This window comes from Micromonospora sp. NPDC049139, assembly GCF_055586845.1.
Map to the genome: position 1 here is coordinate 36533 of NZ_JBVJHK010000014.1, position 17370 is coordinate 53902.

A 17370-nucleotide genomic window follows, 5' to 3' on the forward strand; every position below is an offset into this window, starting at 1 on the left:
CTCCGTTTGCTAGGTGTTTCCGTGGTCAAGGAACAGCAGTACCGCACCGAAGGCATCGGTCGCTATACATGGATCAAGTGGATTTTTGCTGACCAGAGCCGCCCGCGACATCTCTGGCCAATCGGCACGTGTCGCAACGACCCGGGTCCGCGACCCCGGTTCCGACGACACTCCGGCGACGCGGACAACCCCGCCGGCCGGGCTCGCCGCACCGCCGCTGCGGCCATCGGGCTGCCCGCCGCCCCGCTCGGCGGGTCCCGGAGTGTCCAGGAGGGAGCGTTCCACCAGCTCAGCGACCTCCGCACCGAGGCCTGGGACGGTGCCGAGGCGCACCGCGACTGCCGCTGCCGGCGGGTCACCGCGCCGGCGCCGTACCCGTTGGTCCGGGCGCGGCCCCGGTGCCGTCCGCCGGCGACCCGTTTCCGGATCGTTTCGGGGGAACGCCCCGGACGCTATTGACACCTCTGTCGCGCCGTGCGTATGGTCGCCGCCAAGTTGTACATGGTTGTCCATGAACAAGAGGCCAGGATGAAGATTGCAGTGGTCGGCAGCTACGGCGCCGGGCTCACCATGCAGGTGCCCCGGATGCCCGTGGCGGGTGAGACCCTTTCGGGCGGCAGGTTCGCCTCGGGGCACGGGGGCAAGGGCTCTAACCAGGCGGTGGCCGCGGCCCGCCTGGGTGCGGAGGTCAGCTTCCTGACCGCCGTCGGGCCGGACCAGTTCGGCGCCGCCGCGCGCCAACTCTGGGCCGAGGAAGGAATCGACGCGAGCGGTGTCCGCACCGCCGACGCCGCCACCATGGTCGGCATCATCCTCGTCGACGAGGAGGGCGAGAATCGGATCGCGATCGCGCCCGGAGCCCTGGACGAGCTGACCCTCGCCGACGTCGACGGGTTCGCCGACCGGATCGCCACGGCGGACCTGGTCGTGGTCAGCCTGGAGATTCCCCTGCCGGTCGCGGTCGCGGCCCTGCGTACCGCCCACGAACGCGGAGTCCGCACCCTGCTCAATCCCGCCCCGGCCGTGGCCCTGCCCGACGAGGCGTGGGAGTGGATCGACGTGCTCACCCCCAACGCCAGCGAAGCGCGGGTACTCACCGGCCGCGACCCGGACGACCCGGCCAACGGCGACGAGCTGGTGGACCTGCTCCGGACCCGCTACGCCGGGACCCTCGTGCTCACCCTCGGCGCCGAGGGCGCCCTGGTGGACTCCGACGGGCAGCGGTCCCGGGTCGCGCCCGTCACCGTGCCCCGCGTGGTCGACACCACCGGCGCAGGCGACGCCTTCACCGGTGCGCTCGCGGTCGCCCTGGTCCGGGGCGACGACCTCACCGAGGCGGTCCGGTTCGCCGCCGCGGCCGGTGCCCACACCGTCGGCATCGCCGAGGTCATTCCCGCCCTGCCCCGCCCGGACGACGTCGCGGCCCTGTTGAGGAGATGAGAGATGGCCCAGATGACCGCTCAGGCGGCGCCTCCCGTGAAGACGGCGGTCGCCGCTTCCCGTAACCCCTCGCCCTTCCAACGGTTCCTGCACGCCCGGGAGTCGAGCACCTTCCTCGCCCTGGTCGTGCTCTTCGCGCTGGGCACCCTGGTCGCTCCGGGCTTCGTAGGGGCCAGCAACTTCCTCACCGTCGGCCAGCAGATCGCGCAGATCGGCATCATGGCGATCGGCGTCACCTTCGTCATCATCAACGCCGAGATCGATCTGTCCGTCGGCTCCATCTACGGCCTCGGTGCCGTGGTCTGCGGTCTGCTCATGACCTCGGACGTCGCCTGGCCGCTGGCCGCCGTCGCCGGGATCGCCGCCGGCACGGTCGCCGGCCTGCTCAACGGCCTGCTGACCGTGGGGTTCGGCATCCCGTCCTTCATCGTCACGCTCGGCACCCTCAGTGTCTTCCGGGGGGTGACGCTGCTGCTCAGCGGCGGGTCGCCGATCTCCCTGTCCGCCAACGACCCCGAGGTCGCCGAGTTCAACCTGCTCGGTCAGGGCAAGCTCTTCGGCGTCCTGCCGATGCAGCTCGTCATCTTCGCCCTCGTCGCCGTCCTCGGCACGATCGTGCTCTCCCGGTCCCGCTACGGCTTCAACACCTACGCGGTCGGTGGCAGCGCCGAGGCCGCCCGGCTCTGCGGCATCAAGACCGGTCGGGTGCGGGTCACCGCCTTCATGCTCTCCGGCACCCTCGCCGGTCTCGCCGGCGTGCTCGGCCTGTCCTTCCTCTCCTACGTGCAGGGCGTCACCGGCGCCGGGATGGAGCTCACCGCCATCTCCGCGGTGATCATCGGTGGCGCGGCCCTGTTCGGCGGGTCCGGCACCATGCTCGGCACCGTCATCGGCGTCGCGTTCATCGGCGTACTGCAGAACATCCTCAACCTCCGCGGCATCTCCTCCTTCTGGCAGACGGTGGCGACCGGCACGGTGATCATCCTCGCCGTGGCCGCCGACACCTGGCTGCGCAGACGCTCCGGACGTCGGTGACCTTCGCCGGCACCCACCCCGCACTCCCCCGTCCCCCACACCGCAAGGAGTCACCCCTGATGAAGCTCTCCCTCGGGCGTCGGATCGCGGTCGCCGCGACCCTCGGCCTGGCGCTGGTGGCGAACGCCGCCTGCGGCGCGATCACCCCGGCCAGCACCGCCTCCGCCGAGAGCGGCGGCTTCAAGCTCGCCGACTACATCAAGGAAGCCGTCGACAAGGGCGAGCCGCTCAGGATCAAGCTGAGCTACCACGACCCGTCGCTCGCCTTCGCCGTCCCGATCCGCCAGGGCATGGAGCGCGGCGCCAAGGAACTCGGCGTCGACGCGCAGATGATCGGGCCGTCGGGCGGCAATCCCGCCGACCAGGTCAGCGAGCTGCAGACCCTGATCAACCAGAAGCAGATCCACGGCCTGGCCGTCTCCTCGGCCAGCAACGACGCCCTCAAGCCGATCATCGCCCAGGCGTACGACGCCGGCATCCCGATCATCTCGTTCAACACCAACAACCCCGAGTCCAAGCAGATGGGCTTCGTCGGCCAGGACCTCGTGGCCTCCGGCCGCTCCCTGGCCAAGGAACTGCTCGGCGTGCTCAAGGGGAAGACCGGCAAGGTCGTCGTGGTCTCCGTCGACTCCGGCGCCGGCTGGTCCAACGACCGCTTCTCCGGCTTCCAGGAGGGGCTGAAGGACTCCGGCGTGCAGATCGTCGGTCCGGTGAACACCGGCAACGAGCCCAGCGCGGCCTACAACACCATCGAGTCCACGATGGCGGCGCAGAGCGACGCGATCGCCCTCGTCTCCCTCGACTGCTGCAGCTTCACCGCCGGCGCCAAGTGGCTCCAGCAGTCCGGCAAGGCGGGCAAGATCCACGCGGTCGGTTTCGACGTGCAGCCGCAGACCGTCGAGTACCTCAAGGGCGGCGTCGTCGACCTGACCATCAGCCAGGGCCCCGCCGAGCAGGGCTACCAGGCGGTCAAGCTGCTCGCCGACTTCCTGAAGAACGGCACCGAGATCAAGGACGTGGACACCGGGGCGCTCGTGGTCACCCGCGACACCGTGGCCACCGTGCCGGTGGAGGGCTGAGCCGATGACCAGCCCGGCCACGATCGCCGCCCCGACGACGGCCGCCGTCGAGGTGACGGGTCTGTCGAAGCACTTCGGAGCCGTCCGTGCCCTCCAGGACGTGAGCCTCAGCGTCCCCGCCGGCAGCCTCACCGCCGTGATGGGTGAGAACGGTGCCGGCAAGTCGACACTCATGAAGATCCTGGCCGGGCTGGACACCCCCACCACCGGTACGGTGCGGGTGGACGGTGAGGAGGTCCGCCGGTACGACCCGGCCACGCTGCTCAGCCGGCACCGGGTCGCCCTGGTGCCCCAGGAGCTCGCCCTCGCCCAGGACCGGACCGTCGCCGAGAACATCATGCTCGGCGTCGAACCGGGATCCCGCCCCTTCCCGCACCGCCGTCGGATGGACGAGCGGGCGGCGGAACTGCTGGACCGGCTCGGTCTGCGGGTCGACCCCCGGCGCAGCATCCGCCGCCTGGACGCCGCTTCCCAGCAGTTGGTGGTCATCGCCCGGTCCCTGGCGCGCGAGGCGCGAATGGTGATCCTCGACGAGCCGACGTCGATCCTCTCCCCCGCCGAGTCGGAACGACTGTTCGAGGTGATCCGGTCGCTGCGGGCCGACGGGGTGACCATGCTCTACGTCTCGCACCGGATGCCCGAGGTGTTCGCCCTCTCCCAGCACATCCACGTGCTGCGCGACGGTCGGCACGTCGGGCACTGGCCCACCGCGGAGGTCACCCCCGACCAGGTGGTCGCCGCGATGGTCGGCCGGGAACTCGCCGCCGAGTTCAGCCGGCACGACAGCCCCGCGCCCGCCGCCACGGCCACCCCGCGCCTACGGCTGCGCGGCGTCTCCGGCGCCGGTTTCACCGGGGTCGATTTGGACGTCGCCCCGGGCGAGGTGGTCGGCGTGGCCGGCCTGCCCGACAGCGGCCGGATCGAGCTGTTGCGCGGCATCTTCGGCGCCGACCCCGTGACCGGCGGCGAGCTGTCACTGGACGGGGAGACGTTCACCGCGAGGTCGCCGCGGGACGCCATCGCCGCCCGGGTGGCGTACCTGCCGGGCGAACGCCGGCAGCAGGGGATCCTGCCGACGATGAGCGTCGCCGACAACGTCAACATCCTGACCCTGGGCCGTCGGCAGCGCTTCGGCCTGCTGCGGCGGCGGGCCCTGCGTCGGGACGCGGACACCCGCGCGCGGGAGCTGCGGGTGAAGACGTCGACGACCGCCCAGGGCATCACGCAGCTCTCCGGCGGCAACCAGCAGAAGGCGCTGCTGGCCCGGTGGCTGTCCATCGAGCCCCGGCTGATGCTGCTGGACGAGCCCACCCGTGGCGTCGACGTCGGCGCCAAGGCGGAGATCTACCGGCTGTTCCGCACCCTGGCCGACGAGGGGGTGGCGCTCGTCGTCTCCTCGTCGGACCTGCCCGAACTGCTGACCGTCAGCGACCGGATCGCCGTCATGGCCGCCGGCGCCCTGGTCGGCGTCATTCCCGCGGCGGAGGCCACCGAGGAGTCGGTGATGGCCCTGGCCACCGGCGCGCACACCATGAAGGAGAAGGCATGAAACGCAGGGGCGTGCTCAACGCCGAACTGTCCGGGGTGCTGGCCACCCTGGGCCACACCGATCTGCTCCTCGTCGTCGACGCCGGTTTTCCGATCCCGCGCACCGCCCACCGCATCGACCTGGCCGTCACCGAGGACCTGCCGAGCCTCACCACGGTGCTCGATCTCGTCGCCGACGAGATCATCGTCGAGGGCGTCGTGGTCGCCGAGGACGTCACCACCCACAACAAGCCCCTCGCCCAGTGGCTGGGGCAGCGCTTCCCCGGCGTACCGACGACCACCCGGCAGCACGCCGAGATGCTCGGCGAACTGGCCCACCAGGCCAAGGCGATCGTCCGGACCGGGGCGTTCAACCCGTGGGGCAACGTCGGGCTGATCTGCGGCGTGGACGTGCCGCGCTGGTTCGACGAGCCCGGAGTCATCGTGCCCGACTACTACCAGGACCGGATGTAGCGGCGTCGTCGCCGCCGCCCCACGACGTACCCGACATTGGAGAACAACGTGAGCACTGCCACCCTGACCGACGCCGACCTCACCGCCGCGGCGCTGGCCCCCTACATCCAGCACACCCTGATCGAGTCCGGGGTGACCCGGGACCGGATTGTGGCCCACGCCGAGGAGGCCGTCCGGTACGGCTTCAACGCGGCGATGGTGCCGGGCTCCTGGGTCCCCGAGGTCGCCGAGGTCCTGCGCGGCACCGGCGTCGAGGTCGCCTCGGCGCTGGACTTCCCCACCGTCGGGGTGACCACGAGCGCCGGCAAGGCCGCCGAGGCCGAGAGCCTGGTCCGGGCCGGCGCGACCCAGATCGACATCGGGGTTCAGCTCGGCTGGCTCAAGAGCGGGCGGTACGACGCGTTCCGCGAGGACATCGCCGGCGTGGTCCGGGCGTCCGGCGTACCGATCAAGGTGATGCTCGAACTGCCGCTGCTCACCCCGGACGAGCGGGAGGCGGCCGTCGAACTGTCCATCGAGGCCGGTGCGGCTGTCCTGAAGAACGCCAGCAGCGGCGCGATCGAGGTGGCGAACCCGGAGAGCGTCGCCTACCTGGTGGCCCGCGCGCCGGAGGGCGTGAAGGTCAAGGCCTCCGGTGCGATCAAGTCCTTCGATCAGGCCGTGTCCCTGCTGCGGGCCGGGGCGGTGCTGCTCGGCACCAGCGCCGGGGTCGCTATCGTCACCGACACGACCAACGAAGAGACCACGAGCTACTGACCGTCCGGCGCCCCTCGACCACGTCGCCAGGTGCGGCCGGGGTCGAGGGGCGGCGGAGTCTCATGGAAGGTGACATGTCCGACCAGTTGCGCCCGTCCGGAGCGTCCGAGCACCTCGACCGTGACGCGCCGGTGCCCCTGCACGCGCAGGTGTCGGAACAGATCCGGGCCCGGATCCTGTCCGCCGAGTGGCCACCGCACTACCGACTTCGCAGCGAACCCGAACTGGCGACCGAACTCGGCATCTCCCGGGGCACCCTGCGGCGGGCCCTGTCCACTCTGATCCGGGACGGCCTGCTGGTGCAGGTCCGGGGGCGTGGCACCTTCGTCACCTCCACCGCCATCGAGCCCTCGATCGCGCAGAAGCTGACCACCCTGTCCGAGGACTTCGCCCGGCAGGGGATCTCGATGACCACCCAGGTGGTCACCCACCAGGTCATGGCCGCGCCGTCACCGGTGGCCGCCCTGCTCGACCTGCGCCCCGGCCAGTCGGTGCTCCGCCTGGAGCGGCTCCGTTCCACCTCCACCGGCCCGGTGGCCTGGCTGGTCAACTACGTACGCGTCGACCTGGCTCCCGGCCTGGACCTGGTGGACCTGGCCGACCGCTCCCTGTTCGGCCTGCTGGAGAACGAGTACGGGCTGAAGATCAGCACCGGTCGGCGTACCTTCAGCGCGACCGCCGCCACCGGACGGATCGCGGCGGCGCTGGAGGTGCCGGAGCACTTCCCGCTGCTGTACCTGGAGCAGATCACCTACCTCGACGACGGCCGGCCGATCGAGTACTCCGACGTGTGGATCCACAGCGAACGGATGCGGGTCACCTCCCTGCTCTCCCGTCGCTGACGGGCACCTCGCCGCCGACGCCCGGCCACCGGCCAGGGATTGGTTCTCGACGGGAGGCGGCTGGCCGCGTACGGTGCGGCGTGGTGGTGGTGCGCGTGCGTGTCGGTAGCGGCGACCGCGAGGTCGGGCAGGACAGGGTCGAGGTGGCGGCCCGGGTCCACGGACGGCTGAGAGGCGGCCGGTGAACCGCACCCGCCAGGAACCGTACGTGAACCGACCGCCCCGCGTCGGCCCGGCCGCGGTCGTGTTCGACCTCGACGGCACCCTGGTCGACACGATGACGATCGCTCCCACCGTGTACGCCGACACGATCCGCGCCCTCGGCGGGCCGGACGTCTCGCCGGCCACGGTCGTCGCCACCTGGCACATCGGAGCCACGCCGGTGGTGCTGGCCCATTTCCTGCAGCGGCCCGTCACCGCCCCCGACCTCGAGTGCTTCCACCGCCATTTCGAGGCGGTGGTCGCGGACGTACGACCGTTCCCCGGCGTGCTCGACCTGGCCGACGACCTCGACCGGGCCGGCTGCCGGCTCGGCATCTTCACCGCCGCCCCACGACGGAGCACGACCCTCGTGCTGGCCCGCACGGGGCTCGACCGGCTGTTCCCGGTCGTGGTCTGTGGTGACGAGGTCCCCGCGCCGAAGCCCGCGCCGGACGGGCTGTGGCTGGCCTGCCGCCGCCTGGGCGTCGACGTCGCCGAGACCGCGTACGTCGGCGACGCGGCGGTGGACCTCGCGTGCGCGGAGGCGGCGGGAGCACTGGCGGTGCACGCCCGCTGGTGCGACAGCTCCCCGGCTCCGGCGGACGTCCCGGCGGTGGCCCACCGGCCCGCCCAGGTCCTCGACCTGCTCGCGGTGACGGCTGGCTGACGCGGGAGGCCATGGGTGCGCGTCAGCATGGCGACCAGCGCCGGCAGGGCCGGCCAGCCGAACGAGGACTTCGTCGGCGCCGTTCCCGGCGCCGCTGTGCTGCTGGACGGCGCCGGCATCCCGGGAACCGAGTCGATCTGTTCCCACGGTGTCGCCTGGTACACGCACCGTCTCGGCGGCGCGCTGCTCGGCCTGCTGTCGCGTGACGACGGGCGAGACCTGGCGGCGATCCTCGCCACCGCGATCGGCGAGACAGCCGCCGATCACCGCGGCACCTGCGACATCACGGACCCCAGCAGCCCGCAGGCGACGGTGGTGATCGTCCGCGCCCACCGGGACCGCCTGGACCATCTCCTGCTCGCGGACTCCTTCCTCGTCCTCGACCAGGTCCGCGGTGGCCCGCAGGTCGTCACCGACGAGCGTGAGGTCGCCACCAGGCGCACCTGCTCGGCGCCCTTGGACGGCATTCCCAGGGGAACACCGGAGTACGACCGCATCCGGGACTCCTGCGTCGAGGCACTGCGCGCTCGCCGGAACCAGCCGGGCGGCTACTGGATCGCCAAGGACGATCCGCACGCGGCGGAGGAGGCGGTGACCGGCAGCCGGCCGCTTCATGACCTGAACGGCGTCGCGCTGCTCAGCAATGGCGCCAGCCGCATCGTCAGCCCGTACGGCCTGACCGACTGGCCCGGCGTACTGGGCCTGCTCGGCGCGTACGGGCCGGGTCACATCATCCGCCGCGTCCGGCAGGCCGAGGCCCGCACCTCCGGAGGCCCCGACGCTCGGGTCCCTGACGACGCCACCGTCGCGCACTGCACCCACCTGCCGCGCCCTGAAGGGGCCGGGGGGCGCCGACGGGACATCCGGACCGGGGGTGAGCGGTCTGGCAGGTGACAATTCGCCGAACTTGAGACCGTCGACCGGTCGCCACTGCCCTTCCCGCTGCTCTTCCTGGAACGAGATCCGGTAGCGGACAGATGTGATCTTCGCATGACCCGGTCCCGCGTTGAAGAAATAGAGGGCCCAGCGATCACCGTCGCCGCCCCGCCGCGTCAGCAACAGCCGAAGTGAGGTCGCACCGTCCCGGCGAGCTGCGCACGGGCGAGCATCAGCCCACCGAACGCGGCTGGCAGATTCGCAGTGGTGGGAGGCCCAGCACGGAGAGTCGCCACGGAATCTCGTCCACGGAAACGGCGGCGTTCGCACGAATTGCCTCCCGGGCGAAGTCCCGCCAGAATCGCCATGAGCGCGGCGGGGAACGTGGTGAACAGCCTCGATACCCGGACCTGATGCCAGTGCGCCCACAATCGGAGGGGGCATCTGATTTGACAGCTGAGAACTCGACGCGGCCCAGCGAGACGAGCGTCACGCGTGGCGGCCGGGCGATCGCCCGACGACGGTGGCGAGGGCGGACCGTCGCCGGGGGCGATGCCTTCGTCATGTCACAGTGGGGCCGTGCCGCCCCGCCGGAGTTCGAGCCCCTGCCCTACGGTGTTGGGGGCGCGTAGCGCGCTGTCCGCAACATGGCACTGCCGGCCGCCGGATGTCGAGCGAAACAGGGGTTCTCAAGCGCCGGCGGAAGGGTGAACACTGCCGGGGGCTGCCGTGTCACGGGGCGTACATCGTTGGTCTACAGGAAGGCTCGGTCGGGTGTTCAGTCGTGTCGCCATCGTCAACCGTGGAGAGGCCGCCATGCGGCTCATCCACGCCGTACGGGACCTGGCCGCGGAGACCGGCACCCGGATCGAGACCGTCGCCCTGCACACCGACGTCGACCGCACGGCCACCTTCGTCCGCGAGGCGGACCTGTCCTACGACCTCGGTCCCGCGTCCGCGCGCCCGTACCTCGACCTGAAGGCGCTGGAGCGCGCGCTGGTGGAGACCGGGGCCGACGCCGCCTGGGTCGGCTGGGGCTTCGTCGCGGAGGACCCGGCGTTCGCGGAGCTGTGCGAGAAGGTCGGCGTCACCTTCGTCGGCCCGAGCGCGGAGGCCATGCGCAAGCTCGGCGACAAGATCGGCGCGAAGCTGATCGCCGAGGAGGTCGGCGTGCCGGTCGCGCCGTGGAGCCGCGGTGCGGTCGAGACCCTGGACGCGGCCCTGGCGGCGGCGGCCGAGATCGGCTACCCGCTGATGCTGAAGGCGACCGCGGGCGGCGGCGGGCGCGGCATCCGCGTGATCACGAACGAGGCCGAACTCGCCGACGCCTACGAGCGCACCAGCCAGGAGGCCGCGCGGGCGTTCGGCAGCGGCGTCGTGTTCCTGGAGCGCCTGGTCACCGGCGCCCGGCACGTCGAGGTGCAGGTGATCGCGGACGGGGAGGGCACGGCGTGGGCGCTGGGTGTCCGCGACTGCTCGGTGCAGCGGCGCAACCAGAAGGTCATCGAGGAGTCGGCGTCGCCGGTGCTCAGCCCCGCGCAGGCGGCCGAGCTCAAGGCGTCGGCCGAACGGCTGGCCGTCGCGGTCGGCTACCGCGGCGCCGCGACCGTCGAGTTCCTCTACCACCCCGGTGACCGACTGTTCGCGTTCCTCGAGGTCAACACCCGCCTGCAGGTCGAGCACCCGATCACCGAGGCGACCACCGGGTTCGACCTGGTCAAGGCGCAGCTGCACGTGGCCTCGGGCGGACGGCTCGAAGGCGAGCCGCCGGTGGAGCGCGGGCACGCCGTCGAGGCCCGACTGAACGCCGAGGATCCCGACCGCGACTTCGCGCCCTCCCCGGGCCGGATCGCGCGGCTGGACCTGCCCGCCGGGCCGGGTATCCGGGTGGACACCGGGGTCAGCGAGGGCGACACCATCCCCGCCGACTTCGACTCGATGATCGCCAAGATCATCGCGTACGGCCGCGACCGCGACGAGGCGCTCGGCAGGCTGCGCCGCGCGATGGCGCAGACCACGGTGATCATCGAGGGTGGCGCGACCAACAAGAGCTTCGTGCTCGACCTGCTCGACCAGCCCGAGGTGATCGACGCCAGCGCGGACACCGGCTGGATCGACCGCGTCCGCGGCGAGGGCAGGCTCGTCTCGCACCGGCACTCCGCCGTCGCGCTGGCGGCCGCCGCCATCGAGGCGTACGAGGAGGAGGAACGCGCGGAGCGGCAGCGGCTGCTGTCGACCGCGTTCGGTGGGCGCCCGCAGGTGCAGCACAAGAGTGGCCGACCGCTGGACCTCAAGCTGCGAGGTGTCGGCTACCGCGTGCGGGTCGCGCGGGTCGGCGCGCACCGGTTCCGCGTCGGCATCGAAGCGGGTGACGACGTCCGTACCGCCGACGTCGAGCTCGACCGCTTCGACCGGCACACCGGGCAGGCCGTCGTCAACGGCACCCGGTACCGCCTGCTCACCGGCACGCACGGGCCGATCCACCTGGTCGAGGTGGACGGGGTGACGCACCGGGTCAGCCGCGACGAGGGCGGCGTGGTGCGCTCCCCGGCGCCGGCGCTGGTCGTCGCCACGCCGCTGGAGGTCGGCGCCGAGGTCGAGGCGGGCGCGCCGGTGCTGGTGCTGGAGAGCATGAAGATGGAGACGGTGCTGCGGGCGCCGTTCCGGGCGCGGCTGAGGGAATGCGCCGTGTCCGTGGGCAGCCAGGTGGAGACCGGCGCCCCCCTGCTGCGCCTGGAGCCGCTCGCCGACGACGCCGACGAGGCCGAGGACACCTCGGCCGCCCAGTCCGTCGAGCTGGACCTGCCCGCCATGCCCGGGGAGGTGCCGGCTCGGGAGCGCATCACCCGCGGCCAGGAGGACCTGCGCAGCCTGCTGCTGGGCTTCGACATCGACCCGCACGACGATCGCCGGACGCTCGACGACTACCTCGCCGCGCGCCGGGCGGCCACCGAGGACGGCCACCGGCCGCTGGCCGAGGAGTTCGAACTCGTCGACGTGTTCGCCGACCTCGCCGAGCTGAGCCGCAACCGGCCGGCGGGCGAGGACGTCGGTGGCGAAGGGCACGTGCACAGCGCCCGCGAGCACTTCCACACCTACCTCCAGAGCCTCGACGTCGAGCGGGCCGGGCTGCCGGAGGCGTTCCAGGCCAAGCTCGCCCGGGCGCTCGGGCACTACGGCGTCACCGATCTGGAGCGCTCCCCCGAGCTCGAAGCCGCGGTGTTCCGCATCTTCCTCGCCCAGCAACGCGCGTCCGCCGACGCGACGGTCGTCGCGACGTTGCTGCGCGCGTGGCTGCGGGAGCCGCCGCCGGACGAGGTGCTGCGTGAGCCGGCCGGCCTCGCGCTGGAGCGGCTGGTGGCCGCGACGCAGGTCCGTTTCCCCGTGGTCGCCGACCTCGCGCGCGGCGTGGTGTTCGCCTGGTTCGGCCAGCCGTTGCTGCGCCGCAACCGCGCCCGCGTCTACGCGAACGTCCGCAAGCACCTGCGCCACCTGGACGCGCACCCGGACGCGCCGGACCGCGCCGAACGCGTCGGCGAGATGGTGCGCAGCACCGAACCGCTGGTGCGGCTGCTCGGCCAGCGGCTCGTCCGCGACTCCCTGGACCACGCGGTCATGCTGGAAGTGCTGACCCGCCGGTACTACGGCAACAAGGATCTGACCAGCGTCCGCACCAGCGAGGTCGCGGGCTGCACCTTAGTGGTCGCCGAGCGCGCGGGCTCGTGCGTGGTCTCCGCCGCGGTGAGATTCGAAGCGCTGGGCAGCGCGCTGCGCGGGCTCGCGGAGCTGGCGGGTGGCGAGGACGCCGTCGACGCCGACATCTATCTCGCCTGGGAGAACCAGCCGGAGGACTCGGATGCGATGGCGGCGGCGCTGCACGAGGTCGTCAGCGCGCACCCGCTGCCGAGCCGGGTCCGCCGGGTCACCACCACCGTCGCGGGCCGCAGCGGCGCGGTGATGCACCACCACTTCACGTTCCGGCCGTCGAGCACCGGGATGACCGAGGAGCGGCTGATCCGGGGCCTGCACCCGTACATCGCGCAGCGGATGCAGTTGGAGCGGCTGCGCAAGTTCGACCTCACCCGGCTGCCGTCGTCGGACGAGGAGGTCTACCTCTTCCGGTGCGTGGCGCAGGAGAACCCGTCGGACGACCGCCTGGTCGCGTTCGCGCAGGTGCGTGACCTGACCGCGCTGCGGGAGCACGACGGCAGGCTGGTCGCGCTGCCGACGGCCGAGGACGTCGTCGCCACCTGCCTCGACTCGATCCGCCGTGCGCAGTCGCGGCGACCGTCGAAGAATCGCTTCAACACCAACCGGATCGTGGTCTACGTCTGGCCGCCGAGCGACCTCACCCGCGCGGAGCTGGAGATGATCGCCGGGCGCGTGCTGCCGACGACCGCTGGCGCCGGGCTGGAGGAGATCCTGTTCATCGCGCGGCAGCGTCACCGGACGACCGGCGAGCTGACCAAGATCGCCGTGCGGGTCTCCTTCGACGCCACCGGCGGCACCAAGCTGACCGTCGGCCAGCCGTCGGACGAGCCGGTCGAGCCGCTCGACGGCTACCGGCAGAAGGTGCTGCGCGCGAGCAGCCGCAACACGGTGTACCCGTACGAGCTGACCGGCCTGCTCGGCGACTTCGTCGAGCACGACCTCGACGACGACCACGCGCTGGTGCCGGTCGACCGGCCGAAGGGCCGCAACACCGCGGCGATCGTCGCGGGCGTGGTCAGGACGCGTACCCGGCGGCACCCGCAGGGCGTCACCCGGGTCGTGCTGCTCGGCGACCCGACGAAGTCGCTCGGCGCGCTGTCGGAGCCGGAGTGCCGCCGGGTGATCGCCGCACTGGACCTGGCCGAGCGGATGCGGGTGCCGCTGGAGTGGTACGCGCTGTCCGCCGGCGCCCGGATCTCGATGGAGTCCGGCACGGAGAACATGGACTGGGTAGCCGCGGCGCTCAAGCGGATCGTCGAGTTCACCCAGGACGGCGGCGAGATCAACATCGTGGTCGCGGGCATCACCGTCGGCGCGCAGCCGTACTGGAACGCCGAGGCGACGATGCTCATGCACACCAGGGGCATCCTGGTGATGACGCCGGACTCGGCGATGGTGCTCACCGGCAAGCAGTCGCTCGACTTCTCCGGCGGCGTGTCGGCCGAGGACAACTTCGGCATCGGCGGCTACGACCGGGTGATGGGGCCGAACGGGCAGGCGCAGTACTGGGCGCCGAACCTGACCGCCGCGCGGGACGTGCTGATGTCGTACTACGACCACACGTACGTCGCGCCCGGCGAGGCGGGGCCGCGGCGGGCGAAGACGACCGACCCCGTCGACCGTGACATCTCCGACTTCCCGCACGCCCTGGCCGGCAGCGACTTCACCACCGTCGGCGAGATCTTCTCGGCCGAGGCCAACCCGGACCGCAAGAAGCCGTTCGACATCCGGACCGTGATGCGGGCGCTCTCCGATCAGGACCACCCGGTGCTGGAACGCTGGGCGGGCATGGCCGACGCGGAGACCGTGGCGGTGCAGGACGTGCATCTCGGCGGCATGCCGGTGTGCCTGCTCGGCATCGAGTCACGGGCGGTGCCGCGGCGCGGCTTCCCGCCCACCGACGGCCCGGACACCTACACCGCGGGCACGCTGTTCCCGCGGTCGTCGAAGAAGGCCGCGCGGGCGATCAACGCGGCCAGCGGCAACCGGCCGCTGGTGGTGCTGGCGAACCTGTCGGGCTTCGACGGCTCGCCGGAGTCGATGCGGAAGCTGCAACTGGAGTACGGCGCCGAGATCGGCCGCGCCATCGTGAACTTCCGCGGGCCCATCGTGTTCTGCGTGATCTCCCGGTACCACGGCGGCGCGTTCGTGGTGTTCTCGAAGGCGCTGAACCCGAACATGACCGTCCTCGCGCTGGAGGGCTCGTTCGCCTCGGTGCTCGGCGGCGCCCCGGCCGCCGCGGTGGTGTTCTCCGGTGACGTCAACGCCCGCACCGCGGCCGACCCGCGCGTGCGGGACCTCGAGGCCCGCGTCGCGGCCGCCTCCGGCGCCGACCGCGCCGCGTTGACCGCGGAGCTCGACGAGCTCCGCGCGTCGGTCCGCGCGGAGAAGCTCGGCGAGGTGGCCACGGAGTTCGACCGCGTGCACAACATCCAGCGCGCCGTCGAGGTCGGCTCCGTCGACGCCGTCATCCGCGCCGCGGAACTGCGCCCACGGATCATCGAGGCCATCGAGTCCCGTTCACGCTGACCCCACCCGTCGCCGGCCGTGGCGTTCAGCCCCGGCCGGCTCGTCCGCCAGGCGCCCGCACCGGTGCGCGGAAGCCTCCGCGCACCGGTGCCCTCGCCGCCGTGACCGGGGGACATCGACACCCTGCGGCTGACCCGCCTCCGCCGCTGGGCCGAGGGCGACCTCGTCGAGATCGCACAGGCCGCCGGGGGGCATGCTCCGGCCGAGCCTTGGGGCCCGTCCGGCAGCCTGCCGCAGCCAGAATCATCGCGAGCCGTCTTCATATTTCTATGGATATCAATTAGGCTCTGACCCGTCCCGTAATGATCCACAATGGAGGCGCCCCGTGAGGAAGATGACCGTCCGCCGCAAGAGCTCGCTGCGCCTGCTGTCCGGTGCCCGCCGGCTCTGGATCGAGTGGTGCTGGTAGCAGCCGACCCGGCGGGCGCTCCCGGGCGCCCGCCCCTGCGGCGATCGGCCCGGCCGTGACCGACGAGTCGGGCGACTACGACTGCCACCGCGACCACGGGCCGTACGCCGGGGTCGGGGCCTTCCTCGGCCGGGTCGCCGCCGACCGCCCCCGCCTGGCGTCCCGCCACAGGGTCGAGCTGCACGCCATCGCACCCGGGCTGGACGGCGCGGCACGACCGGCCGCCGAGGAGGAGCCGATCCGGTTCCATCCCGCCCGACGCACCGCCTACCTGGCCTATGGCGCGGCCGAGTTCGTGGCGGCCTGGGCAGACCGGCTCCGCCGCCCGGTCACGGTGCGGTTCACGCACGTCGGAAGCGCCGACGAGACCACCCGCGAGCTGCTGGAGACGCTGACCCGCCGGCTCGGGCCGTCCCCCGTGCGCTTCCACCTGCACGACAGTGGCCCCCGTCCGCCGGTGACGGCCGCCCCGACGCCGGAGGCGATGCGCACGGCCCTGGGCGACAGCCTGGCCCGCGGCTTCTACCACCACGCGGCCCGAACCGCCCGACGCGGACGCGCCGCCGTGACCCCCGACGGCGACCTGCGGCACTGGTGGGCGTTCACCACCGGCCTGGCCACCGCCCTGGCGGCGCTGGACCGCGCCACCGAAGCCCTCGACCTCTACCACGAGGCGCGCGCCACCACCGACAGCCCCAAGATCGCCATGTCGGCCGCGTACGCCACCGCCATGCTGTACGCCCGGCACCTGCCGGCCGCCGACCAGGACCCGGCGCGGGCGCGGCACTGGCTGGAGAAGGCGCTCCACCTCGCCGCCGGGCTGGACGACCCGCGGCAGCGGGTGCTGTCCACCGTCTTCTACGAGCAGGGCCTGGCCCTGCTGGACAGCAGGGAAGGCGATCCCGCCTCCGCGCTGCGGCTGATCGACGACGGGCTGGCCCGGTTGACCGCGGTGCTCGCTCCCGGCGAGCGCCCACAGGATCTGGCCCGGCTGCGCCACAACCGGGCGCAGGTGCACCTCGCCCTGGGCGATCCGGCGCAGGCCCTGGCCGACCTCGACACGGTGATCGCCCACGACCCGGACAACTGCGAGTACTACGTGGACCGGGCCGCCCTGCACCGGGCGGCGGGGCGGCCACGGGCCGCGATCAGGGACTACGACACCGCGATCCGCCTGGGACCGCACCTTCCGGAGGCGTACTACAACCGGGCCGTGCTCCACCAGGAGCGGGGCCGTTCCGGGCGGGCGCGTGACGACCTGGAGCGCGTGCTGACCATCGACCCCGGGCACCTCGACGCCCGGATCGCCCTGGTCAACCTGCACGTCCGACGCGACGCGTTCGCACAGGCCGAGACGGACGCGCGGGCCGGGCTGGCGCTGGCCCCGCAGGAGCCCGCGCTGCTGTGCACCCTGGGGCTGATCCGCTCCGAGCGGGGCAGCCTCGCCGAGGCCGACCACCTGCTCAGCCAGGCGCTGGCCGGGGATCCGGAGCTGGTCGAGGCGTGGACGAACCGTGCCGCGATCCGGTTCGAACGCGGTGACGTGCCCGCCGCTCTGGCCGACCTGGACCGGGCGGTGGCGCTGTCGGCGGCACCTGTCCCCCGCTACAACCGAGGCACGGCGCTGATGCGGCTCGGACGGTGGGAAGAAGCCGCCCGGGACTTCACCCACGCGCTCACCCAGCCCGACCTGGACCGGTCGCTGCGACGCGACCTACGCGCGGAACTGGCCCGCTGCCAGCGGGCCATGCCCCGATGACCGCCGGCCAGGGCGGAATCGACGGAATCGACGAGCCCGTCGACCATGCGGCCTGATCGGGCAGT

At 72.4% G+C, this 17370-nt stretch carries 11 protein-coding genes; all 11 read left to right on the plus strand.

What is annotated here, in order from left to right; genetic code table 11:
* Positions 1-528: 528 nt before the first annotated feature.
* The 11 genes from ACZ6Q9_RS22255 to ACZ6Q9_RS22305 all read left to right on the plus strand — a co-directional run bounded on the left by ACZ6Q9_RS22255 (position 529) and on the right by ACZ6Q9_RS22305 (position 17305).
* Positions 529-1440 (plus strand): ribokinase, encoded by a 912-nt coding sequence (locus ACZ6Q9_RS22255; protein ID WP_393457025.1) that lies wholly within the window; start codon positions 529-531, stop codon positions 1438-1440.
* 3 nt (positions 1441-1443) lie between these two features.
* Positions 1444-2475 (plus strand): ABC transporter permease, encoded by a 1032-nt coding sequence (locus tag ACZ6Q9_RS22260; RefSeq protein WP_393263649.1) that lies wholly within the window; start codon positions 1444-1446, stop codon positions 2473-2475.
* Between the two features lie 59 nt (positions 2476-2534).
* Positions 2535-3554, plus strand: a complete 1020-nt coding sequence (locus tag ACZ6Q9_RS22265) for a substrate-binding domain-containing protein (RefSeq protein WP_393263650.1) — start codon at positions 2535-2537, stop codon at positions 3552-3554.
* A gap of 4 nt (positions 3555-3558) precedes the next feature.
* Positions 3559-5103, plus strand: coding sequence for a sugar ABC transporter ATP-binding protein (locus ACZ6Q9_RS22270; RefSeq protein ID WP_396829510.1), 1545 nt, complete (start codon positions 3559-3561; stop codon positions 5101-5103).
* The gene (rbsD, locus tag ACZ6Q9_RS22275) at positions 5100-5555 is read left to right on the plus strand and encodes a D-ribose pyranase (RefSeq protein WP_393263653.1); all 456 of its coding nucleotides are present in this window, start codon (positions 5100-5102) and stop codon (positions 5553-5555) included. Before ACZ6Q9_RS22270 ends, rbsD begins: the two co-directional genes overlap by 4 nt.
* A gap of 48 nt (positions 5556-5603) precedes the next feature.
* Positions 5604-6311, plus strand: a complete 708-nt coding sequence (gene deoC, locus ACZ6Q9_RS22280) for a deoxyribose-phosphate aldolase (protein WP_393263655.1) — start codon at positions 5604-5606, stop codon at positions 6309-6311.
* A 74-nt stretch (positions 6312-6385) separates the two neighbouring features.
* Positions 6386-7153, plus strand: a complete 768-nt coding sequence (locus tag ACZ6Q9_RS22285) for a GntR family transcriptional regulator (protein WP_393263657.1) — start codon at positions 6386-6388, stop codon at positions 7151-7153.
* 208 nt (positions 7154-7361) lie between these two features.
* On the plus strand, positions 7362-8021 hold the full coding sequence (locus ACZ6Q9_RS22290) for an HAD family hydrolase (protein ID WP_393457031.1): 660 nt from the start codon (positions 7362-7364) through the stop codon (positions 8019-8021).
* 15 nt (positions 8022-8036) lie between these two features.
* Positions 8037-8915: a hypothetical protein gene (locus ACZ6Q9_RS22295; protein ID WP_396829509.1), complete on the plus strand. Its 879-nt coding sequence runs from the start codon at positions 8037-8039 to the stop codon at positions 8913-8915.
* Between the two features lie 756 nt (positions 8916-9671).
* Positions 9672-15137: an ATP-binding protein gene (locus ACZ6Q9_RS22300; protein ID WP_393457037.1), complete on the plus strand. Its 5466-nt coding sequence runs from the start codon at positions 9672-9674 to the stop codon at positions 15135-15137.
* 464 nt (positions 15138-15601) lie between these two features.
* On the plus strand, positions 15602-17305 hold the full coding sequence (locus tag ACZ6Q9_RS22305) for a tetratricopeptide repeat protein (RefSeq protein ID WP_393457040.1): 1704 nt from the start codon (positions 15602-15604) through the stop codon (positions 17303-17305).
* Positions 17306-17370 lie beyond the last annotated feature (65 nt).